Consider the following 21,380-nt stretch of genomic DNA (forward strand, 5'->3'; position numbering starts at 1 on the left):
CAAGCGGTGTCGGTTCACAGGGGGCGCGGGCAGCGGGCCAACAGGCGTATTGCGTCAGGGCGTTCTACGGTTCCGGCCGTCACCTCGTCGCCGAAGACCATGACCTCGCCGCCGGTGAAGGCGGGCCAGGCCGGCAGCGTGCCCCCGTTCGGGTCGGCCGTCTCGACGAAGCGCGCCCAGGTGTCCGCCATGGTCCGCGCCAGGTCGTGGTCGGTCTCGTTCCAGGGCCAGGGGCGTTGTCCCAAGTTGTCCAGGGCGTAAGGGAGTTCCGCGGTGTGGTGGACGCCGTACGAGGGCAGCCCGTCCCGCGGGGGCGCCAGGTGCAGGTCGTCGGGGAGCGGGGGTGTGCGCGTGAAACGGTACAGCCAGGTCGGTGCCGTGTCCCGATGGATCGTGGCCCAGTGCCACACCGGGTAGGTGAAGCGGCTCTCGCCCGTGAACCGTCGTGCCGTGCGCCGCGCCTCCGTCACGTCCCGCACGGGATACAGCTCGTCCGTGCCCGGTTCGAGCGGGAGGCTGCGCAGGACGTCCGGGGTCGCGTACACGGAGCCCTCGTCGGTGTTGGTGCCCACGAGCAGGGGTACGGCGTGCTGCCGTCCGGCCGTGAAGACGTCGTCGCTGGGTTCGGTCAGGATGCGGCCGTCGACGACGGGCCCGAAGTGGCCCCGCAGCACCAGCTCCACGCCGTCGAGCCGTCGTAGTCCCGCGATGTCCCGGTCGCCGAACGCCTCCGCCCACCGCAGTCCCTGCTTCTGCGCCTCGGCCTGCGCGGGGAGCGGGCCTTCGGCGCGGCCGATGCCCGAGGCGCTCTGCCCGAGGGCCGCCCGGAAGAGGGGCCGGGCCGCCCGCGCCGCCATGAGGTGGCAGATGTGGGCGGCGCCCGCGGAGTTGCCGGCGAGGGTCACCCGGTCGGGGTCGCCGCCGAAGGAGGCGATGTTCTCCCGCACCCAGGTCAGGGCGGCGACGATGTCGAGGAGCCCGTAGTTGCCGGATGCGCCCAGGTCGTCCTCGGCGGCCAGTTCGGGGTGGGCGAGGAAGCCGAGGGCGCCGAGCCGGTGGTTCAACGTCACCACGACGAGGCCGCGACGGGCCATCGCGCGGCCGTCGTGGATCTCCTGGCCGCCGTGGCCGTAACGGTTGCCGCCGCCGTGGATCCAGACCATGACCGGCAGTGCGGCGGCGCGCGAGGGGTCCGGTGTCCACACGTTCAGGTAGAGGCAGTCCTCGCTCATCACCAGTGCCCGCCGGTCGGCGAAGTTGGTCTGGTACATGATCGAGTCGCGGGGCGGCTGGGGTTGGAGGGGCGCGGGCCCGAAGTCGTACGCGCGCCGCTCCCCGTCCCACCGCGCGGCCGGCCGCGGCGGCCGCCAGCGCAGGTCACCCACGGGCGGCTCGGCGAACGGGATGCCGCGGAACACCGCCACCTCCCCGTCGCGCTCCCCCACCAGCCGCCCGGCGACCGTACGGGCGCGGATCACGCCGGGGCCTTGTGCAGCTTGCCGTCCTTCATGATCGCCGCAAGGCGGTGGCGGTCCTGGAGGATGGCGATCTCCTCCAGCGGATCACCGTCGACGAGGACGAGGTCGGCGAGGAACCCCGGCCGGACCAGGCCGAGTTCGGCCCCCATGCCCATCACCTCGCCGCCGTACTGTGTCGCCGCACGCAGCGCCTCGGCCGGAGTGAAGCCGAACCAGTCGACGAAGAGCTCGAGGTCCCGGAGATTGCGCCCGACGGGGTTCCAGGCGAAGCCGTAGTCGCCGCCGGGCACAACGCGGACGCCGCGGCGGACGAGTTCGGGCACCACCTTGCGTACGGCTTCTGCGGTCGCCTCGACCTCCATGCCGGGCTCGGGTTCGCTGCCGGCCTCGTACAGGTTGGCGTGGATGATGCCGGGGGTGGGCGCGACGAAGGCATGGTCACGGGCCGCCTCCAGAAGGTCGAGAGCCTCCTCGTCGGCGAACGTGCAGTGGTAGACGGCGCGGATGCCGTGCCGTACGGCCATCTTGATCGACTCGGCGGCGTGGGCGTGCGCGGTGAGCCAAACGCCGTGCTTCTCGGCGGCCCGGGCCGCGGCCGCGACCTCGTCGTCGGTGAACTGCACGATCCGGGAGGTGCCCTGGACGACCGCGCTCTCCCCGGAGAGCGACAACTTGACGATGTCGACGCCGAGCTCGGCCATGTCGGTGACGAAGCAGGACACCGACCCCGGGTCCGGGGCCCGCCCGTCGACGCCCGGGAAGTCGTAGGCACCGGGCTCGACCATGCCCGCGCTGCCCTCCCAGGAGGCGGCCTTCAGACGCGGGCCGGGCATCCAGCCCTCGGCGAAGGCCTTGCGCGCGGCGACCTCCGTACGGGGCAGCCGGTTGCCGCCGGAGTAGGCGCTGGTGATGCCGTGGTCGAGCAGGACGCGGCCGGCGTGCGCGATGAGCAGGGCCTTCTCCTCGTCGGGTTCGTCGCGGCGCCGCGAGAGGTGTTCGACGGTGGAGCCGAAGCCCAGGTGGGCGTGGGCGTCGACGAGTCCGGGCAGCAGGGTGCCGCCGCCTCCGTCGATCACCCGGGCGTCGGTGCGGAGGTCGTGTGGGATCCGGTCGGCGACCGCGGTGATGCGGTTGCCCTCGACGAGGACCTGGGCCGGGAAGGGGTCGCGTCCGGTGCCGTCGAAGACCTGGACGTCGGTGAACAGGGTGCGGGTCATGACGTCGCCTTCCGGAAGCGGTGCCGCATCTCGCCGACTCCCCCGATACGGCTGACCAGTTCGTCGGCGGGGGTCAGGAACCGTTGGGGGGTGCGCCGGTTGCCGACGCCCGCGGGTGTGCCGGTGAAGACGAGGTCGCCGGGCAGGAGTGTGCAGAACTCGCTGAGGTGGGAGACGAGTCGGGGGATCGGGAAGATCATGTTGGCGGTGCGGTCGTGTTGGACCACCTCGCCGTTGAGTTCGCAGGTGAGCTCCAGGTCGTCGCGGTCGGGGATCTCGTCCAGGCTGACGAGGGCGGGACCGATCGGCCCGAAGCCCGGGTGCGACTTGGCGAGGGAGAACTGGGCGGGGCGGCCCGCGAGTTGGGCGACCCGCTCGGACAGGTCCTGGCCGACGGTGAGGGCGACGACCGGCTCCCAGCCCTTGTCCACCGGTACCCTGCGGGCCTCGCGGCCGATCACCGCGACCAGCTCCAGCTCCCAGTCGACATGGCCGGGCGGGAGCTCGACCGTGGTGTGCGGGCCGGTGAGGCAGGTCGGGAACTTGGTGAAGACGAGGGGTGATTCCGGTTCTTCGTAGCCTGCTTCGGCCGTGTGGGGACGGTAGTTGAGGGCTACGGCGAAGATCTGGCGGGGGATGCCGGGGAGGGGGGCTTCGAGTTCGGCCTCGTCGTAGGGGCGCGCCCCTGTCGCGCTCCGCGACCAGTCGTGCAGTTCGTCCCACCGCTCGAGGACGTGCCCCTCGAAGTCGGCGGGGACTTCGGCGGCTCCCTCCGGGGTCAACACGACCGTGCGGCCTGCAAGTTGAGCGATACGCATCCGGCGATCACACCCACTGCTCAGCGGGCGGCTCGTCACTGCCGTATGCGTCCCGCCATGACACGACCGGGTTGCGCAGTACGCCGATGCCCTCGATCTCCGCCTCCACGACATCGCCGGGCTTGAGGTAGTTGGCGAACGGGTCCGAGGTGCTCGCGGCGACGCCGGCGATCGTGCCGGTGGTGATGAGGTCGCCCGCGCTGTAGGTCTGCGGGGAGTGGTAGGCGACCAGTTGGGGGATCGACACCGACATCCGCGAGGTGTTGGACTTCTGCCGGACGTCGCCGTTGACCCGCAGTTCCATGTCGAGGTCGTGCGGGTCGTCGATCTCGTCCGCGGTGACGATGTACGGGCCGATCGGGCAGAACGTCTCGATGGCCTTGGAGAAGGAGAAGACCCCGGACTCCATCTCCTTGCGCTGGATGTCGCGGGCGGTGATGTCGTTGAAGATCAGGTAGCCGGCGATGTGTTCGGCGGCCTGTTCCGCGGAGAAGAAGCGGCTCGGTTTGCCCATGACGACGGCGAGTTCGAGTTCGTAGTCGAGTTCCCGGGTGAGGTTCGCCGGGTACACGATCGGCTCGTCGGGGCCGATGATCGCGTCGACGTTCTGGAAGAACACGATGCCCTTGTTGACGGGGTGGGACCAGTCGACGCGGACCAGGTCCTCGTGGTGTTCGCGGAAGTTTCCGGCCGTGTGGAAGAACTTCTTCGGCACGATGGGCGCGCGCAGGCGCACGTCGGCGAGCGCGAACGTCCGCCCCGTCTCGCCCACTTGGCCCTCCCGCTCGAAGAACGCGCGGGTCGTGGGCACGTCGAGCTCCACGACGGTGTCGGCGTCGAGCCGGCCCACCAGCCCCGTCTCCGGTCCCGCGTCGAACGTCACCAGCTTCATCAGATCTCCCTAACTGTCGACACTCAGCCTGCCCAGCGCATCGATCAACGTCAAGAGTCGCGCAAAGTGTGGACACAAAAGCCGGGCGTGGCTTACGGTCCGGGCATGCGGACAACGTGGGACTTCACCGGCAGCCGCGCCCTGGTCGCCGGGGCCGGCGGGATCGGTGCGACGGCGGCCCGGGCGCTCGCCGAGGCGGGCGCGGACGTGGTCGTACTCGATGTGGACAAGGAGAAGTTGGCGGGCCTCGCACCGGGCGTGACCGGCCTGTCCGCCGACCTCACCTCGGCCGAGGCCTGCCGTGCCGCGGTCGACGAGGCCGTCCAACTCCTGGGCGGACTCGAGGTGTTCGTCCACGCGGTGGGTGTCAACGACCGCAGACCCGTGCTCCGGACGCCGGACGAGGTGTGGGAGCGGCTGCTCGCCGTCAATCTCACGAGCGCGTTCCGGCTGGGGCGGGCCGCGGGTGCGGTGATGGTGCCTCGCGGGTACGGGAGGATCGTCTATCTCTCGTCTGTGTCCGGCCTGTTGGCCCACGCCGACCATGCCCCGTACGCGGCGACCAAGGGCGGTGTGAACCAGCTGATGCGGGTGATGGCCCGGGAGTGGGCGCCCGACGGGGTCACCGTCAACGCTCTCGCCCCCGGCTACACCGAGACCGACCTCACCCGCGACCACCTCGCCCGGCCCGGCGTCCGGGCCTCCCTGGAGGCGCTGGTGCCCGCCGGTCGCCTCGGCCGGACCGAGGACCTGATCGGCCCGCTGCTGTTCCTCGCCTCCGCCGAGTCCCGGTTCGTCACCGGGCAGGTGCTGTATGTCGACGGCGGACGCACTCTCGTATGAACTGCCCCGTATTCCAAGCTACTTCACGATCGGAGCCCGTATGACGCCCGTCCCCGAACGCTTCAGCGGCAAGACCGTCCTCGTCACCGGGGCGGGTACCGGATTCGGCGCCGAGATCGCGGTGCGGGCGGCGCAGGAGGGTGCGCGGGTCGCCGTCCACTACCGCAGGTCGGCCGCCGGTGCGGAGCAGACCGTCGCCCGTATCAAGGACGTCGGTGGCGAGGCGTTCACCGTGCAGGGCGACATCGCCGTCCATGCCGATGTGATCCGCATGGCCGAGGAGGTGTTCGACCGGTTCGGCGGGCTGGACGTGCTGGTCAACAACGTCGGTGACGTGGCGGGCGAGCAGATGTCCTGGCGGGAGCTCACCGAGGAGTCCATCGACCATGTGCTCGCCGTGGACGTCAAGGGAACCATGCTGTGCGTCCACGAGTTCGGCTCGCGGATGCTGGAGCAGGGGCACGGGGCGATCGTCAACATCGGCTCCACGGTGATCGTGCGCGGGAGTGCGCGAGCTCCGCAGTACGCCGCCGCGAAGTACGGGATCCTCGGGATCACCAAGTCCTATGCGCAGGCGTTTGCGCCGCACGTGCGGGTCAATACGTTCGCCCCCGGGTTCGTCGAGACGGAGACGTTGCTGAAGCGGGCGGACTGGAGGTCGGGGCGGCGGGAGGACATGATCGCCAAGACGCCGATGGGGCGGATTCCGGGGCCTGCGGAGGTTGCGGGGACGGCGCTGTTCCTGGCGACGGATGACGCCTCCCACATGACCGGGGTGTACCTCAACGCCGACGGCGGGTTCAACATGATCGGGGCGTAGGCGCCGCGCGGGCTTGCGGGTGCGTGGGGGCTTGTTGCGCAGTTCCCCGCGCCCCTGAAAGCAAAAGCCCCCGCGCCCCCAAGAAGAAGGGAAGGGTCGGCTGCTCGGCCGATTCTCGGAAAGCTCCGGCCCCCGGGACCTGGTTCGCATCCCGGGGGCCGGTTTCGTGCGCCGTTACGCCACGGTCAGCGTCAGCACTCCCGTGTAGCTGCTGCCCGCCTCGAGTTCCGTCGTCGTGCCGTCGACCTTCAGGGTCACCGTCTTGCCCGACGGGGCCGCAACGGTTGCGTCCGAGGCCAGGGTGAGGCCGCTCAGGTACGACGTTCCGGTGACCGTCCAGGTCGAGCCGGTGCCGAGGGTGACGAGGACGCCGTTGTTGACCACCGGGCTCGTGGTGTTGGAGACCTCGCTGATCTCGCGGTACTCGTCCTTGGTGATGGTGGAGACGCTGTGCTTGGCGGTGCTCGCCGAGATGACGCCCTCGACGGTGGAGCGGGTGAAGGAGAGCGAGAGGTTCTGCCCCTGGAGGCTCGCGTTGCCGCCGCCCCGGACCGAGTTGTAGAAGTCGCCGGTCAGGTCGATGTCGGTGAAGGTGCCCTTCGCGTCGGTCGACTGGGGGCTGGTGGTGACCCAGCTGGAGGACTTCGACGGGGAGCCGGTGGGCTCCGTGTAGGTGCCGATGGTCTCCGAGGACCAGGGTTGGCCCGAGACGGTGACGCTGCTCGGGCGGTCGGTGTCCATCAGCTGGAAGATGACGCCGTTGCCCGCGTCGACGGTGGCGCCGTCCGAGCCGTCGACGGTGACGGTGCCCGCGACCGCCTTGCACATGAACGCGGTCTCGCCGGTGCTGACCTTGGTGCCGCCGTCGATGGTGACCGACCCCGCCGCGTACCACAGGACCATGAAGCGGCCGGCGTCGATCGTCGTCGACTTCTCCGGCAGCGCGCTCAACTCGGCGGAGGTCAGGCCGAGTTCCAGGGAGTCGTTGAGATCGGCCACCGCGTCGGCGGTGCTGTCGCCGTAGTGGGCCGAGGCACCCCAGTGGATGAGGGCGTAGTCGCCCACGTCGAAGGTGCAGCCGAGGAAGTGCTCGGTCACGTTGCCGATGGCGTACGAGCCGTAGCCCTGGCCGCCGGTGTTGGCGATGGTGCTGTTGATGGCGGTGAGGGTGCAGTAGCTGCCGCCGTCGACGGACAGGGCTCCCCACTTCTCGGAGGAGATCGAGGAGTTGATGTACGAGGCCTTGGTGCTCGCGCCGAGCAGGTTGGTGGCGCGGACGTTGCCGGACAGGCCGAGCATCCACGGCACGGTGATCATGTAGCGGGTGTCTCCGGTGCCCGCGCTCGGGTACTCGTCGGGGACGACTCCGTCGGCGCAGTGCAGGGTGGAGTTCTTGACGATCACCTTGGCGCCGGCGTCGGCGATGACCGCGGTGCGGACCACGCCCACGTTGCTGATGTTGGCGCCGTCCAGGACGAGCGTGGTGCCCGATCCGGTGCCGACGACGGAGGCGCCGTAGCCGATGAAGTCGCAGCGGCCGTTGCCGTCGAAGGCGATCGTCGGGTCGGTGAGGGTGTAGCTGCCGCCGCCGGTGACGTAGACCCCGTTGAAGGCTTCGCCGTTGGAGGTGAGCGTGATGCCGGAGGCACCGCTGTCGGTGACGGTGCCGCCGAGCACGTCCGAGGGGACGGACCTGGACTCGTCGACGCCGTCGGCGTCGACGTAGATCGCCTGCCGGAAGGGGAAGGTGAGGGTGGAGTAGGTCAGGTCGTTGGCCTCGGCGACCGTCAGGACGATCGTGCCGGTGTAGGTGCCGGCGGCGATCGCGGTGGCCACGCCTCCGTTGCCGTCGGTGAGTTCGGCCAGCTCGCTGCCGGTCTCCACACCGTTGACGGTGAGGCTGAGGCTGTAGCCGTCGGGGACCGTGATGGCACCGCCCTCCTCGATGGTGAGGCAGCTCGCGGTGGTCGTCCCGGTCAGCTCCAGGGTCTCGCCGGAGGAGACCTCGATGCAGGCGGCGGCCTTCTTCCTGGCCTTGGTGGCGGCGTGCGCGCTCGCGGGGGCGACGAGCGTGGGCGCCATGGCGGCGGCCACCGCCACGAGCAGGGCACGGGGGCGGGCCCGGTAGGTGAACTCGGGCCCGGTCCTGCTGGTGAGTGTCACTCTGAACTCCCTTGTTCTCGGTGTGTTTCCGGTGTTTTCGGGCATGGCTGACCGCCGGGGGGGGTGGCGGTCGGCCGGAGGGGATGCGGACCGTCAGGCGGTCCGGTTGATCAGCTCGATGAGGTTGCCGAACGGGTCCGAGACGAACGCCATCCGGGCGCCCTCCCGCGGCGCGGGACGCGGACCGGTCCGCACGCCCGCGCCCGCGGCGACGAGCCGGGCGAACTCGGCGTCGACGTCCTCGGGGGTGTCGACGGCGAGGCAGAGATGGCCGTAGCCGAGCGTTCCCGCCGCTTGTACGGGGCCGTCGGCGGCCGCGCCCGGGCGGTGCAGCAACTCCACGCGGTAGCCGCTGTCGTGACGGAGCATCACTCCGCGCAGGTCGGTGCCGGGGACGGCGAACGCGCGCTCCTCGGTGAGGTGCAGGGCCGCGCGGTACCACATCACGGCGGCGATCAGATCGGGCACGGAGATGCCGACGTGGTCGAACCGGTGGGTCACTGGCGCGCCACCTCCGACCCCGACCGGCGGGCCGCCTTGGGCTGCGTGGGCACCTTCTCGCCCCGGATCAACGCCAGGACCCTGGTGCGCAGTTCGGCGAACCGGGGATCGGCCCGGGTCGTCAGCTGGTCGCGGTCGGCGCCGAGCGGGATGGTGAGGGTGTCCAGGACGCCGGTCGGTTTGCCGCCGAGGACGATGACGCGGTCGCCGAGGTAGACGGCCTCGTCGATGTCGTGGGTGACGACGACCACGGTGATGCCCAGCTGCCGGCGCAGCCGCAGCGTCAGGTCCTCCAGGTCGAACCGGGACTGCGCGTCGACCGACCCGAACGGCTCGTCCATGAGCAGCACGGGGGCGTCGTAGGCGAGTCCGCGTGCGATGGCGACGCGCTGCTGCATGCCGCCCGAGAGCTGCCAGGGGTACTTGTCGCCGACGTCCGGCAGGCCGACCGACTCCAGGCACTCCAGCGCCCGCCGCTTGCGTACGGCCTTCTTCACTCCCCGGCCCTGGAGCGGGAAGGCGACGTTGTCCCACACGCGCAGCCAGGGCAGCAGTGAGCCCCGGTAGTCCTGGGAGACCACGGCGATGTCGCCGTGCGGTTCGGTCAACCTCACCTCCCCGTACCGGACTTGGCCGCGGGTCGGACGGGTCAGTCCGGCCAGGCAGCGCAGCAGGGTCGTCTTGCCCGCGCCGGACGGGCCGACCACGCACACCGCCTCCCCCGGGTGCACGCGCAGGGTCAGGCCGTCGAGGACCCGGTGCTCCTCGGGCCCCTGTCCGAAGCTCATGCAGAGGTCCTCGACGTACAGGCTCGATCCGCGTGTCATACGACGACTCCGTTGCTCTTGACGCTCTCGGGGCTGGGGGTCGGGACCGGCTTCGGGGAGCGCACCCGGGGCGCGCGCTGGTGGTACCAGCCCAGGAGGCGGTGCTCGACGAGCAGGAGCAGCACGCTCAGGCCGTAGCCGAGGATGCCGATGAGGATGGTGCCGGCCCAGGTCTCGGCGACGTGGAAGCCGGAGCCGCTCTGCAGGATGAAGTTGCCGAGGCCGACGGGCGAGCCGTAGATCTCGCTGACGACCATGAGGACGACGGCGACGGACAGGGCGATGCGGATGCCCGCGAGGATCTGGGGCAGGGCGCCGGGAAGGATCACCCGGCGCAGTCGCAGGGGCCAGGGGATGCGGTAGCCGCGGGCGGTCTCGTGCACGGCGGGGGTGATCGCCTGCACTCCGCTGATGGTGTTGAGCAGGATCGGCCAGACCGAGCCGAGAAAGATCAGGAAGATCTTCGGGCCGGATCCGATGCCGAGGGTGAGGATGATGACGGGCACGAAGCCGACCGTGGGGGTGGCGCGGGCGAAGTCGAGCAGCGGGCCGGTGGCCAGCCGCAGGGTGCGGATCTCGCCGATGACGAGTCCGGCACCCACGCCCACCGCGGTGGCCAGCGCCAGGCCGCACAGGATGTTGCGCAGGCTGAACAGCAGGTCGCCGAAGAGGCCGCCGTGCAGCAGCTCGCGCCACAGGGCGGCGAGGACCTCGGTCAGGGGCGGGAAGTAGAAGCTGGTGCTGCCCGCGGTTGCGAGCAGCAGGACCACGAACACCAGGGCGGGCAGCCAGAGCCCGCGCAGGATCGGTTTCCAGCGCACGCGGCTACTCCTTTCCCGCCTGCGCCGGCGGTCGCCAGCGCAGCAGCCGGTGCTCGGTGAACTGCGCGAGCAGGGTGATCGTGTAGCCGATGGCCCCGGCGGTCAGGATGTACGCGTAGGCCCGGGCGGAGGCGCCCGCCTGCTGCGACTCCATGATCATGTGGCCGATGCCGGGAAGCGTGGTGAGCACCTCCACACCGATCGCCACCAGGACGGACGTTGTCGCCGCCAGCCGCAGCCCCGTCATGATCGACGGAGCTGCGGCCGGCAGGACCACCCGGCGCAGCCGCAGCAACCGCGGGATGCGGTAACCCTGCACTGTCTCGTGCACGGCCTGACTCACGCTGCCGGCCCCATACTGGGCCTGAAGCAGCACCGGGAAGACACAGGCGATGAAGACGACGGTCGCCTTCATGCCGGGGGTGGATCCGAGGACCAGCAGGAACACCGGCAGCAGGGCGATCACCGGGAAGGAGCGGAGGACTTCCAGCAGCAGCCGGGAGGACTCCTCGGCCGCCGCGTACACGCCGGTGACCAGCCCGAGCGGGATGCCCACAAGGATCGCGACGACCAGTCCGGTCACGGCGCCGCGCAGGGTCTCCCCCACCGCCTGCCAGAAGCCGTCGCTGCCGACGAGGTCCCCGAACGCGACGGCCACGGCGCGCGGTCCGGGCAACGCGGTCGAACTCACCACGCCCGCCGCGGCGATCAGCGCCCACAGCGCCAACACGGCGGCCAGCGCGCCGAGTTGCAGCAGTCGGACCTTGGCCATCGCTACTCCCCGGCCGAAGTCGGGGCCTGGTCCCAGTAGATGGCGCTGTCCTTGGGCTCCTTGTCGAGCAGGTCGAACGCGTGCATCTTCGTGATCACCGTGCGCATGACCGTCGTGTTCAGGGTCTTGTCGTAGTAGTTGGTGGCGTGCTTGTCGATGAACGCGGCGGGCACCTGCGTGTACTTCTTGTCGATGGCCCGTACGGCGTCGGGGTGCTGGTTGGCGTACGTGATCGCCTTGGCGACCGCCTCGATGAACTTCTTGGCCGTGTCGCCGTTCTTCGACAGGTACTGCCGGCTGGAGAACAGCAGGCCCTGGACCATGCCGGGCACGTCGTTCATGCCGTTGCCGATGGAGCGCAGTCCGCTGTCCTTGCCGGCGAAGTAGAAGGGGCCGAAGGAGAAGACCGCGTCCGTCTTGCCGGAGGTGGCGGCGTCGGTGAGCGAAGTCGTCGGCAGGGCGACGAACTTGACCTTCGCCGGGTCGCCGCCCGCCTTCTGCACCAGGTACTCGCAGATGAACTGGATGGTGCCGCCGAGCGCGGAGATGCCGACGGTCTTGCCCTCCAGGTCCCTGAACGACTTGATCGAACTGCTCTTCTTGACCAGCAGTCCGTCGGTGGGATCGGTCTTCGTCGTCGCCGACTGCAGTCCCGTCACGATCCGGATCGGCATGTCCTGGGCCGCGCCCTTGAGGAAGCCGGAGCTGTCCGTCATCGCGAACTGGGCCTCACCGTTGAGGACGGACGGCGCGTTCTGGGAGGTGTCCTGGGCGCCCGCCTTGATGGTGACGTCGAGTCCCGCGTCCTTGAAGTAGCCCTGCTGCTGGGCGATGTAGAGCGGTTCGAAGATGGCGCCGTTGGAACGCAGAACGGTGACCTTCGCCTTGCCGTCGCTGGTGGTGGCCGTGGCGGACTCGCCGCCGCAGGCGGTGGCGGTGAGGGATCCGGTGACGGCCAGGGCGGTCAGGATGAGGACGGTACGACGCCGCGGGTTTCTCGAAGTCTCCATGAAACGGCTCTCCCTTGAGCTTCTCGGTACGAACTAGTGCGTCCGCGCGTGACCCGCGGCGGCGTAGGCGGTCGTGGATTCCGCGGGGACCATGTACGTGCGGAACAGGCCCTCGGGGTCGTACAGGGCCCGGATCTCCTCCAGGCGTACGGCATTTGCGGGGCTGAGCCCGTGGTCGAAGCGGTCGGCGAGGTTGTTGTCGGAGAACTGCAGGCCCTTCGACAGGTGCTGCAGTGCGGCCATCTGGCCGTGCGCCCACTGTTCGTGGGCCAGGTCCTCGGCGGGGTCGGTCCAGCCGGTGTTGGGCGAGAGGTAGAGCTTGGCCTGGCTGGACCAGCAGGCGTTGGAGCGCTCCGGGAAACCGCCCCACAGCATCCACAGCACATGGCTGGTGGTGTCGGGGATGGACTCGAACAGTGGCCGGGAGGCGTCCAGGACCTTGTCGACCGGTTCGTCGGTCCAGATCCCGTCCAGCGCCCAGCGCATGCCGGGCGGGGTCATGCGGTCGGCGTAGTCGTACAGCTCGGCCATGGTGGTCTCCTGCGCGACCACCGCGCGGACGGCCCGCTCGCGGAAGGGCGCGTCCTCCAGCGGGGCCAGGAGGTCCTCGCCCGTGTCGCAGAAGGCGGTGGCCGTGACGGACACCGTCTGCCGGTCGAGCCAGGGGGAGAAGCCCACCTTTGCCGAGAACTCGACGGCAGGCTCCAGGAGTTCAAGGGTGTCGTACGACCAGGCGAGCACCTCGTCGAGCATGTCGAGGGGGTAGGTGTGTGCGGTCCGCAGGAGGCGGCGGGGCAGGTCGTGCAGGGCGAGGTGGAAGCGGGTGACGACGCCGAAGAAACCGGGGCCGCTGCCGCGGGCCGCCCAGAGCAGATCGGCGTGGGTGGTGTCGGTGGCGTGCACGAGGGTGCCGTCGGCGAGGACCACGTCGATCGCCTCGATGCTCAGACAGGCGGGGCCGAGGCGGCGCGAGTCCCAGCCGTAGCCGCCGCCCAGGACGAAGCCGCCGATGCCGACGGTGGGGGCGTGCCCGGTGGGGAAGAACAGTCCGTGCGGGGCGAGTTGTCCGAGCAGGGCCGGGCCCTTGACCGCGGGCCCCACGGCGGCCGTCCGCGCCGCCGGGTCGACGGTGATGCCCTGCAGCCGCGAGAGGTCCAGCAGCATGCCGCCGTCCCGCACCCCGTTGCCGACCCAGCTGTGCCCGCCGGAGCGGATGCCGATCGACAGCCCCTCGCTGCGGGCCAGTTGTACGGCGGCCACGACGTCCTGCTCGCTGCCGGCACGCACGATGACGTCGGGATACCGGTCGGGCTTGCGCTCGTTCCACACGGCGTCGAGGCGTGCCTGTTCGTACGCCTCGTCGCCGCGGCGCAGCAGGTTGTCCCGGGACAACTGGACCATGACCGTTCTCCTCACACGGGGTTCGAGTCGGGACACTACTGTCGACACTTGATGGCATTCAAGGGATGTGACAGCGAAATACCTGCCATCTCTGCCGACACTAGTGAGTTGACGGGAAGTCGAAGAGCTCGGCCGGGTTGTCCACCATCAGCCGGCGCAGATGCGCGGGGTCGGGGGCGATGCCCTCGATCAGGTCGACCAGCAGGCCGTCGTCGGGCGCGTCGCCGGTGATGTTGACGTGCGGATAGTCGGTGCCCCACACGACGCGCTCCGGTGCGTACGCGACCAGGTCGGCGGCCAGCGCCACCGCGTCGGCGTACGGCGGCCCCTGCCGGGACACCCGGTCCACCCCGCTGACCTTCACCCACACGTGCCCGCTGTCGAGCAGGGCCCGCAGGCTGCGCAGGGCCGGGCCGTCGTGCCCGGCGGTGAGGTCGACCCGCCCGATGTGGTCGACGACCACCCTGCCGGGCAGGGCACGCACGAGGTCCTCGAGTACGGCGATCTCCTCGCCGCGGACGTGGAGTTGGGCGGCCCAGCCGAGTCCGTCGACCTGTTGGAGGACCGAGTCGATCTCGGCGCGGGTGGGCGGGGTGCGCAGATGGGGCAGGAAGTTGAGCCGGAAGGCCCGGACGCCGGCCCGGTGCAGCTCCTCGATCTCGGCCCGCGTCGTCGTCTCGCCGATCAGGGCCACGCCGCGCAGCCGACCGTCGCCGGACCTGAGCGCGTCCAGCAGCCCGGAGTGGTCGTGGCCGTGGCAGGAGGACTGCACGATCACGGCGCGCTTGAGGCCCAAGTGGCCGTGTAGCGCACGGAGTTGCTCCTTGGGGGCGTCGACGGGCGTGAAGGTGCGGTCGGGGGCGTACGGGAAGACGTCGGCCGGCCCGAGGACATGGCAGTGGGCGTCGCAACTGTCCCGTGGGAGCGCCAGGTTCGGGGTGCGCGGGGCGGGATGCGGGGGCGGGCAGCCCGGCGAGGGCACCAACTGCGGGGCATGGACGGCGGGTTCAGTCACAGCGGGCCGTCATTCCGCCGTCGACGACAATCTCCGTGCCGGTGACGAAGCGGGCCTCGTCGGAGGCGAGGAAGAGTGCCGCGTACGCGGTGTCTCGGCCGTCGCCCATGAACCCGAGCGGGATCCGGGCCTGCCGCTGGGCCAGCAGCTTCGGCACATCGCCGCCCGCGCGCTGCCCGGCGAGCCGGGCCTCCACCATCGGGGTGTGCAACTGGCCCGGCACGACGGTGTTCACGCGGATGCCGTCCGGTGCGTACTGGACGGCGGTGACCCGGGACAGCTGGATGACCGCCGCCTTGGCCGCCGCATAGCCGACCTGCGCGGCGCCCGTCCAGCGCAGCCCGGACGCCGAGGACGTGTTGACGATCGCTCCCCCTCCACCGCGCCGCATCACCGGTACGGCCTGCTTGCAGGCCAGGAAGGCGCTGGTGAGGTTGGTGCGCAGCTGGCTCTCCCAGTCCTCGAGATCGAGGTCGACCACGCCGCCGGGGCGGGAGCCGCCGACGTTGTTGACGAGGATGTCGATCCGCCCGGCGAGGCGCTCGCACTCGGCGAAGTGGTCGGCGACGGCGGCGGGTTCGGTCACGTCCAGCACGGCGGTGTGCACGGTCCCGCCCTCCTCGCGGATCTGCCGGGCGGTGACCTCCAGGGGCTCCTTGTCCCGGTCGGCGAGGAAGACGGTGGCCCCCTCCCGGGCGAAGATCACGGCGGTGGCCCGGCCGTTGCCCCAGCCGGGGCCGACGCTGCCGGCACCGCCGACGACGGCGATCCGGCCCGTCAGGCGGCCGAGCCGTTTGTCGGGCAGGTCTTGAGTCACGGATGCTCCCTCGGTCGTCATAGCGAAACTGTCGACAGTTCTAGCCAGGTGTCGACAGAAAGTAAACATCCAGGCTCTCGGTGCGGGTATATTGCCTTTAGTGTCGACACAGGGTTTGGATGGGTCGCATGGACAAGCCGCCCGTGTTCACCCCCGAGGAGATCGCCCGCTTCCGTGCCGAGCTGGCGGAGCGCCGCGCGCCCGGCGCCCACGAGCCAGGCCGCTGGTCGGTCAGCCCGCTCAACCGCCGTACGGACGTGGCGGGTTCACTGCCTTCGTCGGTACGGCTGCGGGACGCGACGCTGCGTTCGGTGGAGACCCTGCCCGGGGTCGTCGCCTCCGCCGGGGCGAAGGAGGAGTTCCTGCGCCGCCTCGTCGGCAGCGGAGTGCCCGAGGTCGTCACGGCCGGGCTCGGCGGCCGGGACGACGCGGCGCTCAAGGCCGAGGTGGAGCTGGTCAAGGGCGAGAACCCGGACTGCTGGGTGGTGTGCCCGCTGATGCGCTCGCCGGAGGACATCGACCGTGCGGCCGCGGCCGGTCACGACGCCGTGCAGGTGTGGGTGCAGGGCTTCGGCGAGACCTCGCTGGTCTACCAGGCTCCGGTGTACGGGCTGGCGTGGCGCGGCGAGGAGTGGCGCACTGTCGACACCCCGCGCGACCGGGCGGCCGTACTGGCGCGTGCGGCGCGGCTGGTCTCGTACGCCCGGGAGAGCGGCCTGCACGTGATCGTGCCGCTGCTGATGGTCTCGTACGCGACCGAGGAGAGCCACGAGGAGTCGGTCGCCGTGCTGACCGCGGCCGGGGCGGGCGAGCTGACCCTCTTCGACGGGCCCGGCGCGATGAGCCCCGAGGCGTACGCCCACCTGGTCGGGCTCACCCGGGCCATCGCCCCGGACGTCGAGGTCGGCCTGCACCCGCACAACACCTTCGGTCTCGCGGTGAGTTGCGCGGTGGCCGCCGTCCGGGCCGGCGCCACGGCCGTCGAGCTGTCGGTCAACGGCTACTGCGGCGGCCCTGGCAACGCCGACCTCGCGGCGACCGCGCTCGCCTTCGAGGCGCTGTACGGCGTGCACACCGGCATCCGTACCGAGCGGCTCACCGAACTGGCCCGCGCAGGTCAGGAGCTGACGGGCTATCACACCGCCTGGAACCACCCGGTGACCGGCACCCACGCCTTCTGCTGGGGCGGCCTGGACCTCATCACCCAGGAGACGGAGATCGACCCCCTGCTCCACAACTGCCTGGAACCGGCGCTGGTGGGCAATGCCCGCCGGGTTCCCTTCACCCCGGACAGCGGCCCCTACACGCTGGTCGACAAGCTGACGGCCCTGGGCATCGAGCTCGACCGCGAGCAGGTGGACGCCGTCCTCGTCCGCGCCCGGCAGGTGATGGCCCACGAGGGCCGGCTGCTGACGGACGAGGACCTGGCACGGCTTGCGGAGGAGGTGCGGTGAGCGTCGCGCCTGTCTGCGGTCGACGGGCGGGGCGCCCGGCCGCTCTTCCGTCGCAGTGCCCCGGTCACTCTCCTTCGAAGTGGCTTGGTCTGCCGTCCCGTTGGATCAGACGACCGAGCCGCTCGGCCCCGGCGCGGGGCCTCAGTGTCCGGGTGCCGTCGGGTCGGCGCCGGGCCGCCGAGTGCCAGGGTGTGGTCCAGGCGTCCGGTGCGTCGAGGAGGCGGATGCCGAACGTGGGGGCGCCGACGGGCTGAGGGTGGATGGACAGGCGTACGGCATCGGGGTGGTGCTCGGCGAATGGACAGGCGTACGGCATCGGGGTGGTGCTCGGCGATCAGGTCACCCCGGGCGCGGCTGCGCTGGATGACGCCGTAGGCAGCTTCCGGCATGCGCGCACCTCCGCCGCCCGGTCCAGTAGTCGGGGCGAACGCCTGGCGAGTTCCCACCGAGTTGGCGAGGCGTGCAGCGGTCCCCGGGCACGGCGAGGGCGCCGGGCCGACCCGTTGCGGCCGGCACCGTTGCCCTCGTGCCGCGATCAGGCCACCAGTACGGCCGTTGCGTCCTCCAGCGCCGTCGGGGAGCTGCCGTCCTCGTCCAGCAGATCCATCAGGGTCGCCCGGGCGCGGGCCACCCGGGAACGGACCGTGCCGACCGGGCAGTCGCTCACCTCGGCCGCCTCCGCGTAGGGCAGACCGACCAGCTGCGTGAGGATGAACGCCTCGCGGCGCTCGCCCGGCAGCGAGGCCAGCAGATCCAGCAGGGCGACTCCGTCGTCGAAGCCGGGCAGATGCCGCGGCTGGGCCAGCTCGATCGCCAGCTGCCAGTCCGCCACGTCGCACAGACGGGGCCGGGCGGCGGCGTACCGGTAGCTGTCGATCACCGCCCGGCGGGCGATGGACAGCAGCCATGCGCGGGCCGAGGAGCGGCCCTCGAACCGGTGCAGGCTGCCGAGCGCGCGCAGGAACGTGTCCTGCGCCAGGTCGTCGACCGCCTGCGGGTCGGCGCAGAGGTGGGCGACGTACCGCAGGACGTCGCGGTGCAGAGCGCGCACGAAGTGCTCGACGGCGTCCGCGTCACCGCTGCGGGCGGCCAGCGCCCAAGCGGTGATCGACTCGTCGAGCGCCGCCGACGCGTCTCCTTTTTCGGGCAGGGCAGAGGTGATCACCTGGTGTCCTTCTCGGGTCATCCGTGATCCGGACCGGGGCACGCGGGAGTGCGGAGGGTCCGGTGAGTGGGGTGACGGCCCTACGGCGCTCGTACGGGCGTAGGGCCGGAGTCCGAGGCACCCATGGGCAGCCTCGGGAAACCAGCTGTCTCAGACGACAGCCGTCCCCAGCGGTGGCCCCCGAGAGGTGATCGCGTGGACGAGGAGGAGCAGGCGCGGCGCCCGGTCCGAACGGCGCCGGCGCATGTGCGGGCGCGGGCGGTGCGACGGGACCGGCAGGGCGAGCAGCAGCCGCAGCGGCGCCGCCAGCCACCCGGCCACGGCCCGCAGGATGCGGAACGCGGCCCGCTCGCCGTACGCCAGCCACAGTCCGCACAGCAGCGCGGCCAGCAGGTGGGCGGCGAGCATCCCGAACGACGACGAGCCGCCGACGGACTGGCCCGCGCCCTCCATGGGCCCCATGTGATCCATGTGGCTCATGTCCATGTGCCCCATGGACATCGGGCCCATTGAATTCATGGAGTCCATGTTCGCGGAACCCATGTGCCTCGGGCCCATGTGCATCGGGCCCATGCGCATCGGACCCATGTCCACGGCGTCGGCGACGTTGGTCGACGACTGGGCGAGCGAGAATGCCGAGTGCAGGCCGGTCTGGGCGGCGACCACGACGGTCACGATCAGTGGAAGGCCGCGTTCGCGGCCGGCGAGGCACCAGCCCGCCACACCGGTGAGGGCCACGCCCGCGGCCATGGCCCAGGCGGGCACGTCGCGGCCGGACATCATGACGTGGCCCAGGGCGGCGAGCAGCACGCAGACGGCCGCGAACACCGCGGCTCGTATCGTGCGAGAACACCACCCTGCTGTCATGGCGACTCATCCTCGCATCCGGCACCCGGTCGACATGCAGGGGTACGGATAATGGTCCCGCCCCGCACTCAATTCACAGGTTGTGATCCAGACCACGGCGATGTGCGGGAACTCGTCGGCGGTCCGATCCGACGTCTGGACCAGGAGGGGCTGTCGCTCGGGCGGACCACCACCGCGACGGTCCTGATCGCGCCGCTGCGCTCGAAGTGCAGCGTGAACGGTACGAGGTCGCCCGCGCTCCACCGCGCCCCGGCCCGCAGGGTCACGTCCAGGCCCTGCGGCGAGCGCCGATGTGCGGCGGATGGCTCACGCGGGCCCGCCCGGTGGCCAGATTGACGCTCGCCGTGACCCCGTCCGGCTGGCCGAGCTTCTTCGCGACCCGCTGCACGCAGGCCGCGCAGGTCATGCCGTCGACGGTGAGATCGGTCGTCACGAGGGCGGTCACCGAGTCGGCGCTCATCGCGCGCCTCCGTCGCGCATGTTCTGCATGTTCCCCATGTCGCCGGCACCACCGGGGGCCGTTCCGGTGCCGTGCATGCCGGGGGCGACGGGTCCTGCAACGGCTCCGACGGCGTAGGACGCCACGAACATCACGGCCAGCAGCAGGAGGAAGCCGCAGAGCGCGGGCGGGGGTACCGGCCGCCGCGGGGCCGCACCCGCGGCGGAAGAAGGAGGCAGGGACTCGTCCATCACCGGGTCTCCAGATCGCGTCGCACGGCGTCGCTCGGATCGAGCCGCCGCATCAGGAGTCGGACGTGATCACCGTTGGGTTCCCGACCTCCCGGACGAATTCGAGGCAATGGAAGCGGCCGAGGGAGCAGGGGCGCGCACCACCCGCCGGTCACGCCCCCGCCCGGTACCGGGACGCGCGTCTCCCTCCCCAGCGCCGGGTATCTCTCCTGCAGTCCCCGCGGCCGTCGGTTCCGGACACCGGTGTGCCGCAACCCACGACCACGGAGGTACGCAGTCATGACCGACATCAGCGGACTGGAGCCGGTGGCCACGTTCTGCGGAAACTGCGACTGCGGTTGTCCTCAGCTGTTCGTCGACCCGGGCGCCCCGGCCGAGCGCCGGATCGTCCTGACCGACGACTTCGGCCAGCGCGTGCAGATGAGCGCCGACCAGTTCTCCTCACTCGTCGACGACGCCAAGAACGGCAAGCTGGACGGCATCGCCCTGCCCTGACCGCCGCTGCCGGGTGGCTCAGCGCAGTCGGTCCTTGGCCTTGTAGTAGGCGCCGCCGATCGGCAGGAACCAGGCGGTGCCGTTGTAGAAGGGGACGGGGACCTTCGGGAAGCCGAGGCCGCGCAGGGGGTTGGCCTCCGGGTGGCCGTCCATCATCTCGGCGACCGCCCGGCCCATGTACGTGGCCATCTGGACGCCGTGGCCGCAGTAGCCCATGGAGTAGTACAGGCCGTTCGCCTCGCCCGCGTGCGGGATGCGGTCCCAGGAGAAGCCGACGCTGCCGCCCCACACGTAGTCGATCCGTACGTCGCCCAACTGCGGGAAGATCTCCGCCATTTCGTCCTTGAGTACGGCTCCGCTCCTCAGGTCGGAGGCCGGGTTGGAGGGGGCGAAGCGGGCGCGGCCGCCGAAGGCGAGGCGGTGGTCGGGGGTGAGGCGGATGTAGTGGCCGATGTTCTTGGAGTCCACCACCAGGCGGGCGCCAGGGATGAGCTGCCGCGCCCGCTCCTCCCCCAGCGGTTCGGTGACGACGATGAAGCTGCCGACGTTGATCAGCCGCTTGCGGAACCAGGGCAGCGCCTTGTCGGTGTAGGCGTCGGTGGCGGCCATGACCTGGCCGGCGCGGATGGTGCCGTGCAGGGTCTCCACGTGGAAGCCGCCGCCGGGCAGCCGGGTGAGACCGGTGGCCGCGTTGCGCTCGTGGATCTCAGCGCCGGCGCGTTCGGCGGCCTCGGCGAGACCGTGGACGTACTTGCCCACGTGGATGCTCGCGCTGAGCGGGTCGAGCAGGGCGCCGTGGTAGTAGTCGGAGCCGAGTTCGCCGCGCAGCTCGCTGCGGCTCAAGAGCCTGGTCTCGTGGTCGAAGTTCTCGGCCAGGTCGCGCTGGGTGGCCCGCATCGCCTCGAAGTGCTGCGGCTTGTAGGCCACTCCGAGGCGTCCGGCGCGGTGGAAGTCGCAGTCGATGTGTTCCTTCTGCGTCAACTCCTCGACGACGTCGACCGCTTCGCGGAAGGCCCCGTACAACTCCCGGGCGCGCTGCTGCCCGTAGCGCCTGCGGGCCTCGGCGACTCCGATGGTGATGCCCTGGGTGCACATGCTGCCGTTGCGGCCGGAGGCGCCGGAGCCGACCCTGTCCTTCTCGACGAGGACGACGCGGGCTCCCTTACGGGCCGCGTGGTAGGCGGTGGACAGGCCGGTCAGGCCGCCGCCGATCACGACCACGTCGGCCGACTCGGGCAGTTCCCGGCCCGAACGGTCGGGCAGGGGCGGGGCGGTGTCCAGCCAGTAGGGGATCTGCTTCATGGCGGAGGCTCC

At 71.0% G+C, this 21,380-nt stretch carries 21 protein-coding genes and 3 pseudogenes; 4 read left to right on the forward strand and 20 right to left on the reverse strand.

What is annotated here, in order from left to right; all coding sequences use genetic code 11:
• Positions 1-14 precede the first annotated feature (14 nt).
• From ABZ880_RS07820 to ABZ880_RS07835, 4 genes are read right to left on the reverse strand one after another with little or no spacing between them, the layout of a single operon-like run.
• Entirely contained in the window at positions 15-1,478 is a 1,464-nt protein-coding gene (locus tag ABZ880_RS07820; protein WP_361258565.1) for a carboxylesterase family protein, read from the reverse strand.
• On the reverse strand, positions 1,475-2,695 hold the full coding sequence (locus tag ABZ880_RS07825; RefSeq protein ID WP_361258568.1) for an amidohydrolase family protein: 1,221 nt from the start codon (positions 2,693-2,695) through the stop codon (positions 1,475-1,477). Before ABZ880_RS07825 ends, ABZ880_RS07820 begins: the two co-directional genes overlap by 4 nt.
• Positions 2,692-3,513, reverse strand: coding sequence for a fumarylacetoacetate hydrolase family protein (locus ABZ880_RS07830; protein WP_361258571.1), 822 nt, complete (start codon positions 3,511-3,513; stop codon positions 2,692-2,694). The genes ABZ880_RS07825 and ABZ880_RS07830 overlap by 4 nt, the downstream gene beginning before the upstream one ends.
• Before the next feature lie 7 nt (positions 3,514-3,520).
• The gene (locus tag ABZ880_RS07835) at positions 3,521-4,405 is read right to left on the reverse strand and encodes a fumarylacetoacetate hydrolase family protein (RefSeq protein ID WP_361258574.1); all 885 of its coding nucleotides are present in this window, start codon (positions 4,403-4,405) and stop codon (positions 3,521-3,523) included.
• A 105-nt stretch (positions 4,406-4,510) separates the two neighbouring features.
• Between ABZ880_RS07835 and ABZ880_RS07840 the strand changes: the two genes are divergently transcribed.
• Together ABZ880_RS07840 and ABZ880_RS07845 are read left to right on the forward strand one after the other, a co-directional pair.
• Positions 4,511-5,248 carry an SDR family oxidoreductase gene (locus tag ABZ880_RS07840; protein ID WP_361258577.1) on the forward strand — a complete coding sequence of 246 codons (738 nt, stop codon included), beginning with the start codon at positions 4,511-4,513 and terminating at the stop codon, positions 5,246-5,248.
• Between the two features lie 40 nt (positions 5,249-5,288).
• A complete protein-coding gene (locus ABZ880_RS07845) occupies positions 5,289-6,068 on the forward strand; it encodes an SDR family oxidoreductase (RefSeq protein WP_361258580.1) in 780 nt (259 codons plus the stop codon).
• Positions 6,069-6,242: 174 nt separating this feature from the next.
• On the opposite strand, the gene ABZ880_RS07850 is transcribed toward ABZ880_RS07845, so the two are convergent.
• The 9 genes from ABZ880_RS07850 to ABZ880_RS07890 all read right to left on the reverse strand — a co-directional run bounded on the left by ABZ880_RS07850 (position 6,243) and on the right by ABZ880_RS07890 (position 15,395).
• The gene (locus ABZ880_RS07850; RefSeq protein ID WP_361258583.1) at positions 6,243-8,231 is read right to left on the reverse strand and encodes a hypothetical protein; all 1,989 of its coding nucleotides are present in this window, start codon (positions 8,229-8,231) and stop codon (positions 6,243-6,245) included.
• A 93-nt stretch (positions 8,232-8,324) separates the two neighbouring features.
• Positions 8,325-8,732 (reverse strand): VOC family protein, encoded by a 408-nt coding sequence (locus ABZ880_RS07855; RefSeq protein WP_361258586.1) that lies wholly within the window; start codon positions 8,730-8,732, stop codon positions 8,325-8,327.
• Positions 8,729-9,559: an ABC transporter ATP-binding protein gene (locus ABZ880_RS07860; protein ID WP_361258589.1), complete on the reverse strand. Its 831-nt coding sequence runs from the start codon at positions 9,557-9,559 to the stop codon at positions 8,729-8,731. The genes ABZ880_RS07855 and ABZ880_RS07860 overlap by 4 nt, the downstream gene beginning before the upstream one ends.
• On the reverse strand, positions 9,556-10,380 hold the full coding sequence (locus ABZ880_RS07865) for an ABC transporter permease (protein ID WP_361258592.1): 825 nt from the start codon (positions 10,378-10,380) through the stop codon (positions 9,556-9,558). The genes ABZ880_RS07860 and ABZ880_RS07865 overlap by 4 nt, the downstream gene beginning before the upstream one ends.
• A gap of 4 nt (positions 10,381-10,384) precedes the next feature.
• A complete protein-coding gene (locus ABZ880_RS07870; RefSeq protein ID WP_361258595.1) occupies positions 10,385-11,152 on the reverse strand; it encodes an ABC transporter permease subunit in 768 nt (255 codons plus the stop codon).
• 2 nt (positions 11,153-11,154) lie between these two features.
• A complete protein-coding gene (locus tag ABZ880_RS07875) occupies positions 11,155-12,162 on the reverse strand; it encodes an ABC transporter substrate-binding protein (protein WP_361258598.1) in 1,008 nt (335 codons plus the stop codon).
• A 33-nt stretch (positions 12,163-12,195) separates the two neighbouring features.
• Positions 12,196-13,563, reverse strand: coding sequence for an FAD-binding oxidoreductase (locus ABZ880_RS07880; RefSeq protein WP_361258601.1), 1,368 nt, complete (start codon positions 13,561-13,563; stop codon positions 12,196-12,198).
• 100 nt (positions 13,564-13,663) lie between these two features.
• Positions 13,664-14,578: an amidohydrolase family protein gene (locus ABZ880_RS07885; RefSeq protein ID WP_361258604.1), complete on the reverse strand. Its 915-nt coding sequence runs from the start codon at positions 14,576-14,578 to the stop codon at positions 13,664-13,666.
• On the reverse strand, positions 14,571-15,395 hold the full coding sequence (locus ABZ880_RS07890) for an SDR family NAD(P)-dependent oxidoreductase (protein WP_361258607.1): 825 nt from the start codon (positions 15,393-15,395) through the stop codon (positions 14,571-14,573). The genes ABZ880_RS07885 and ABZ880_RS07890 overlap by 8 nt, the downstream gene beginning before the upstream one ends.
• Positions 15,396-15,523: 128 nt before the next feature.
• On the opposite strand from ABZ880_RS07890, the gene ABZ880_RS07895 reads away from it, so the two are divergent.
• On the forward strand, positions 15,524-16,849 hold the full coding sequence (locus ABZ880_RS07895; protein WP_361258609.1) for a hypothetical protein: 1,326 nt from the start codon (positions 15,524-15,526) through the stop codon (positions 16,847-16,849).
• 64 nt (positions 16,850-16,913) lie between these two features.
• Here ABZ880_RS07895 and ABZ880_RS07900 read toward each other — a convergent pair.
• The 6 genes and pseudogenes from ABZ880_RS07900 to ABZ880_RS07925 all read right to left on the reverse strand — a co-directional run.
• Positions 16,914-17,226: pseudogene (locus tag ABZ880_RS07900) on the reverse strand (L-tyrosine/L-tryptophan isonitrile synthase family protein); the annotation flags it as partial.
• A gap of 158 nt (positions 17,227-17,384) precedes the next feature.
• Positions 17,385-18,014, reverse strand: a complete 630-nt coding sequence (locus ABZ880_RS07905; RefSeq protein WP_361258612.1) for a sigma-70 family RNA polymerase sigma factor — start codon at positions 18,012-18,014, stop codon at positions 17,385-17,387.
• Positions 18,015-18,164: 150 nt separating this feature from the next.
• The gene (locus ABZ880_RS07910) at positions 18,165-18,881 is read right to left on the reverse strand and encodes a hypothetical protein (protein WP_361258615.1); all 717 of its coding nucleotides are present in this window, start codon (positions 18,879-18,881) and stop codon (positions 18,165-18,167) included.
• A 158-nt stretch (positions 18,882-19,039) separates the two neighbouring features.
• Positions 19,040-19,150, reverse strand: a pseudogene (locus tag ABZ880_RS07915) (copper chaperone PCu(A)C); the annotation flags it as partial.
• A gap of 29 nt (positions 19,151-19,179) precedes the next feature.
• Positions 19,180-19,341: pseudogene (locus tag ABZ880_RS07920) on the reverse strand (heavy metal-associated domain-containing protein); the annotation flags it as partial.
• Positions 19,338-19,571, reverse strand: a complete 234-nt coding sequence (locus ABZ880_RS07925) for a hypothetical protein (protein WP_361258618.1) — start codon at positions 19,569-19,571, stop codon at positions 19,338-19,340. The gene ABZ880_RS07925 and the pseudogene ABZ880_RS07920, both read right to left, overlap by 4 nt.
• Positions 19,572-19,850: 279 nt before the next feature.
• Here ABZ880_RS07925 and ABZ880_RS07930 point away from each other — a divergent pair, with 279 nt between their 5' ends.
• Complete coding sequence (locus ABZ880_RS07930) at positions 19,851-20,066, forward strand: hypothetical protein (RefSeq protein ID WP_361258621.1); 216 nt, start codon at positions 19,851-19,853, stop codon at positions 20,064-20,066.
• Between the two features lie 18 nt (positions 20,067-20,084).
• On the opposite strand, the gene ABZ880_RS07935 is transcribed toward ABZ880_RS07930, so the two are convergent.
• Positions 20,085-21,368: an FAD-binding oxidoreductase gene (locus ABZ880_RS07935; protein ID WP_361258624.1), complete on the reverse strand. Its 1,284-nt coding sequence runs from the start codon at positions 21,366-21,368 to the stop codon at positions 20,085-20,087.
• Positions 21,369-21,380: the final 12 nt, after the last annotated feature.

The sequence above is a fragment of the Streptomyces sp. NPDC047043 genome, assembly GCF_040644055.1.
In the GTDB taxonomy this organism is placed as follows: Bacteria; Actinomycetota; Actinomycetes; order Streptomycetales; family Streptomycetaceae; genus Streptomyces.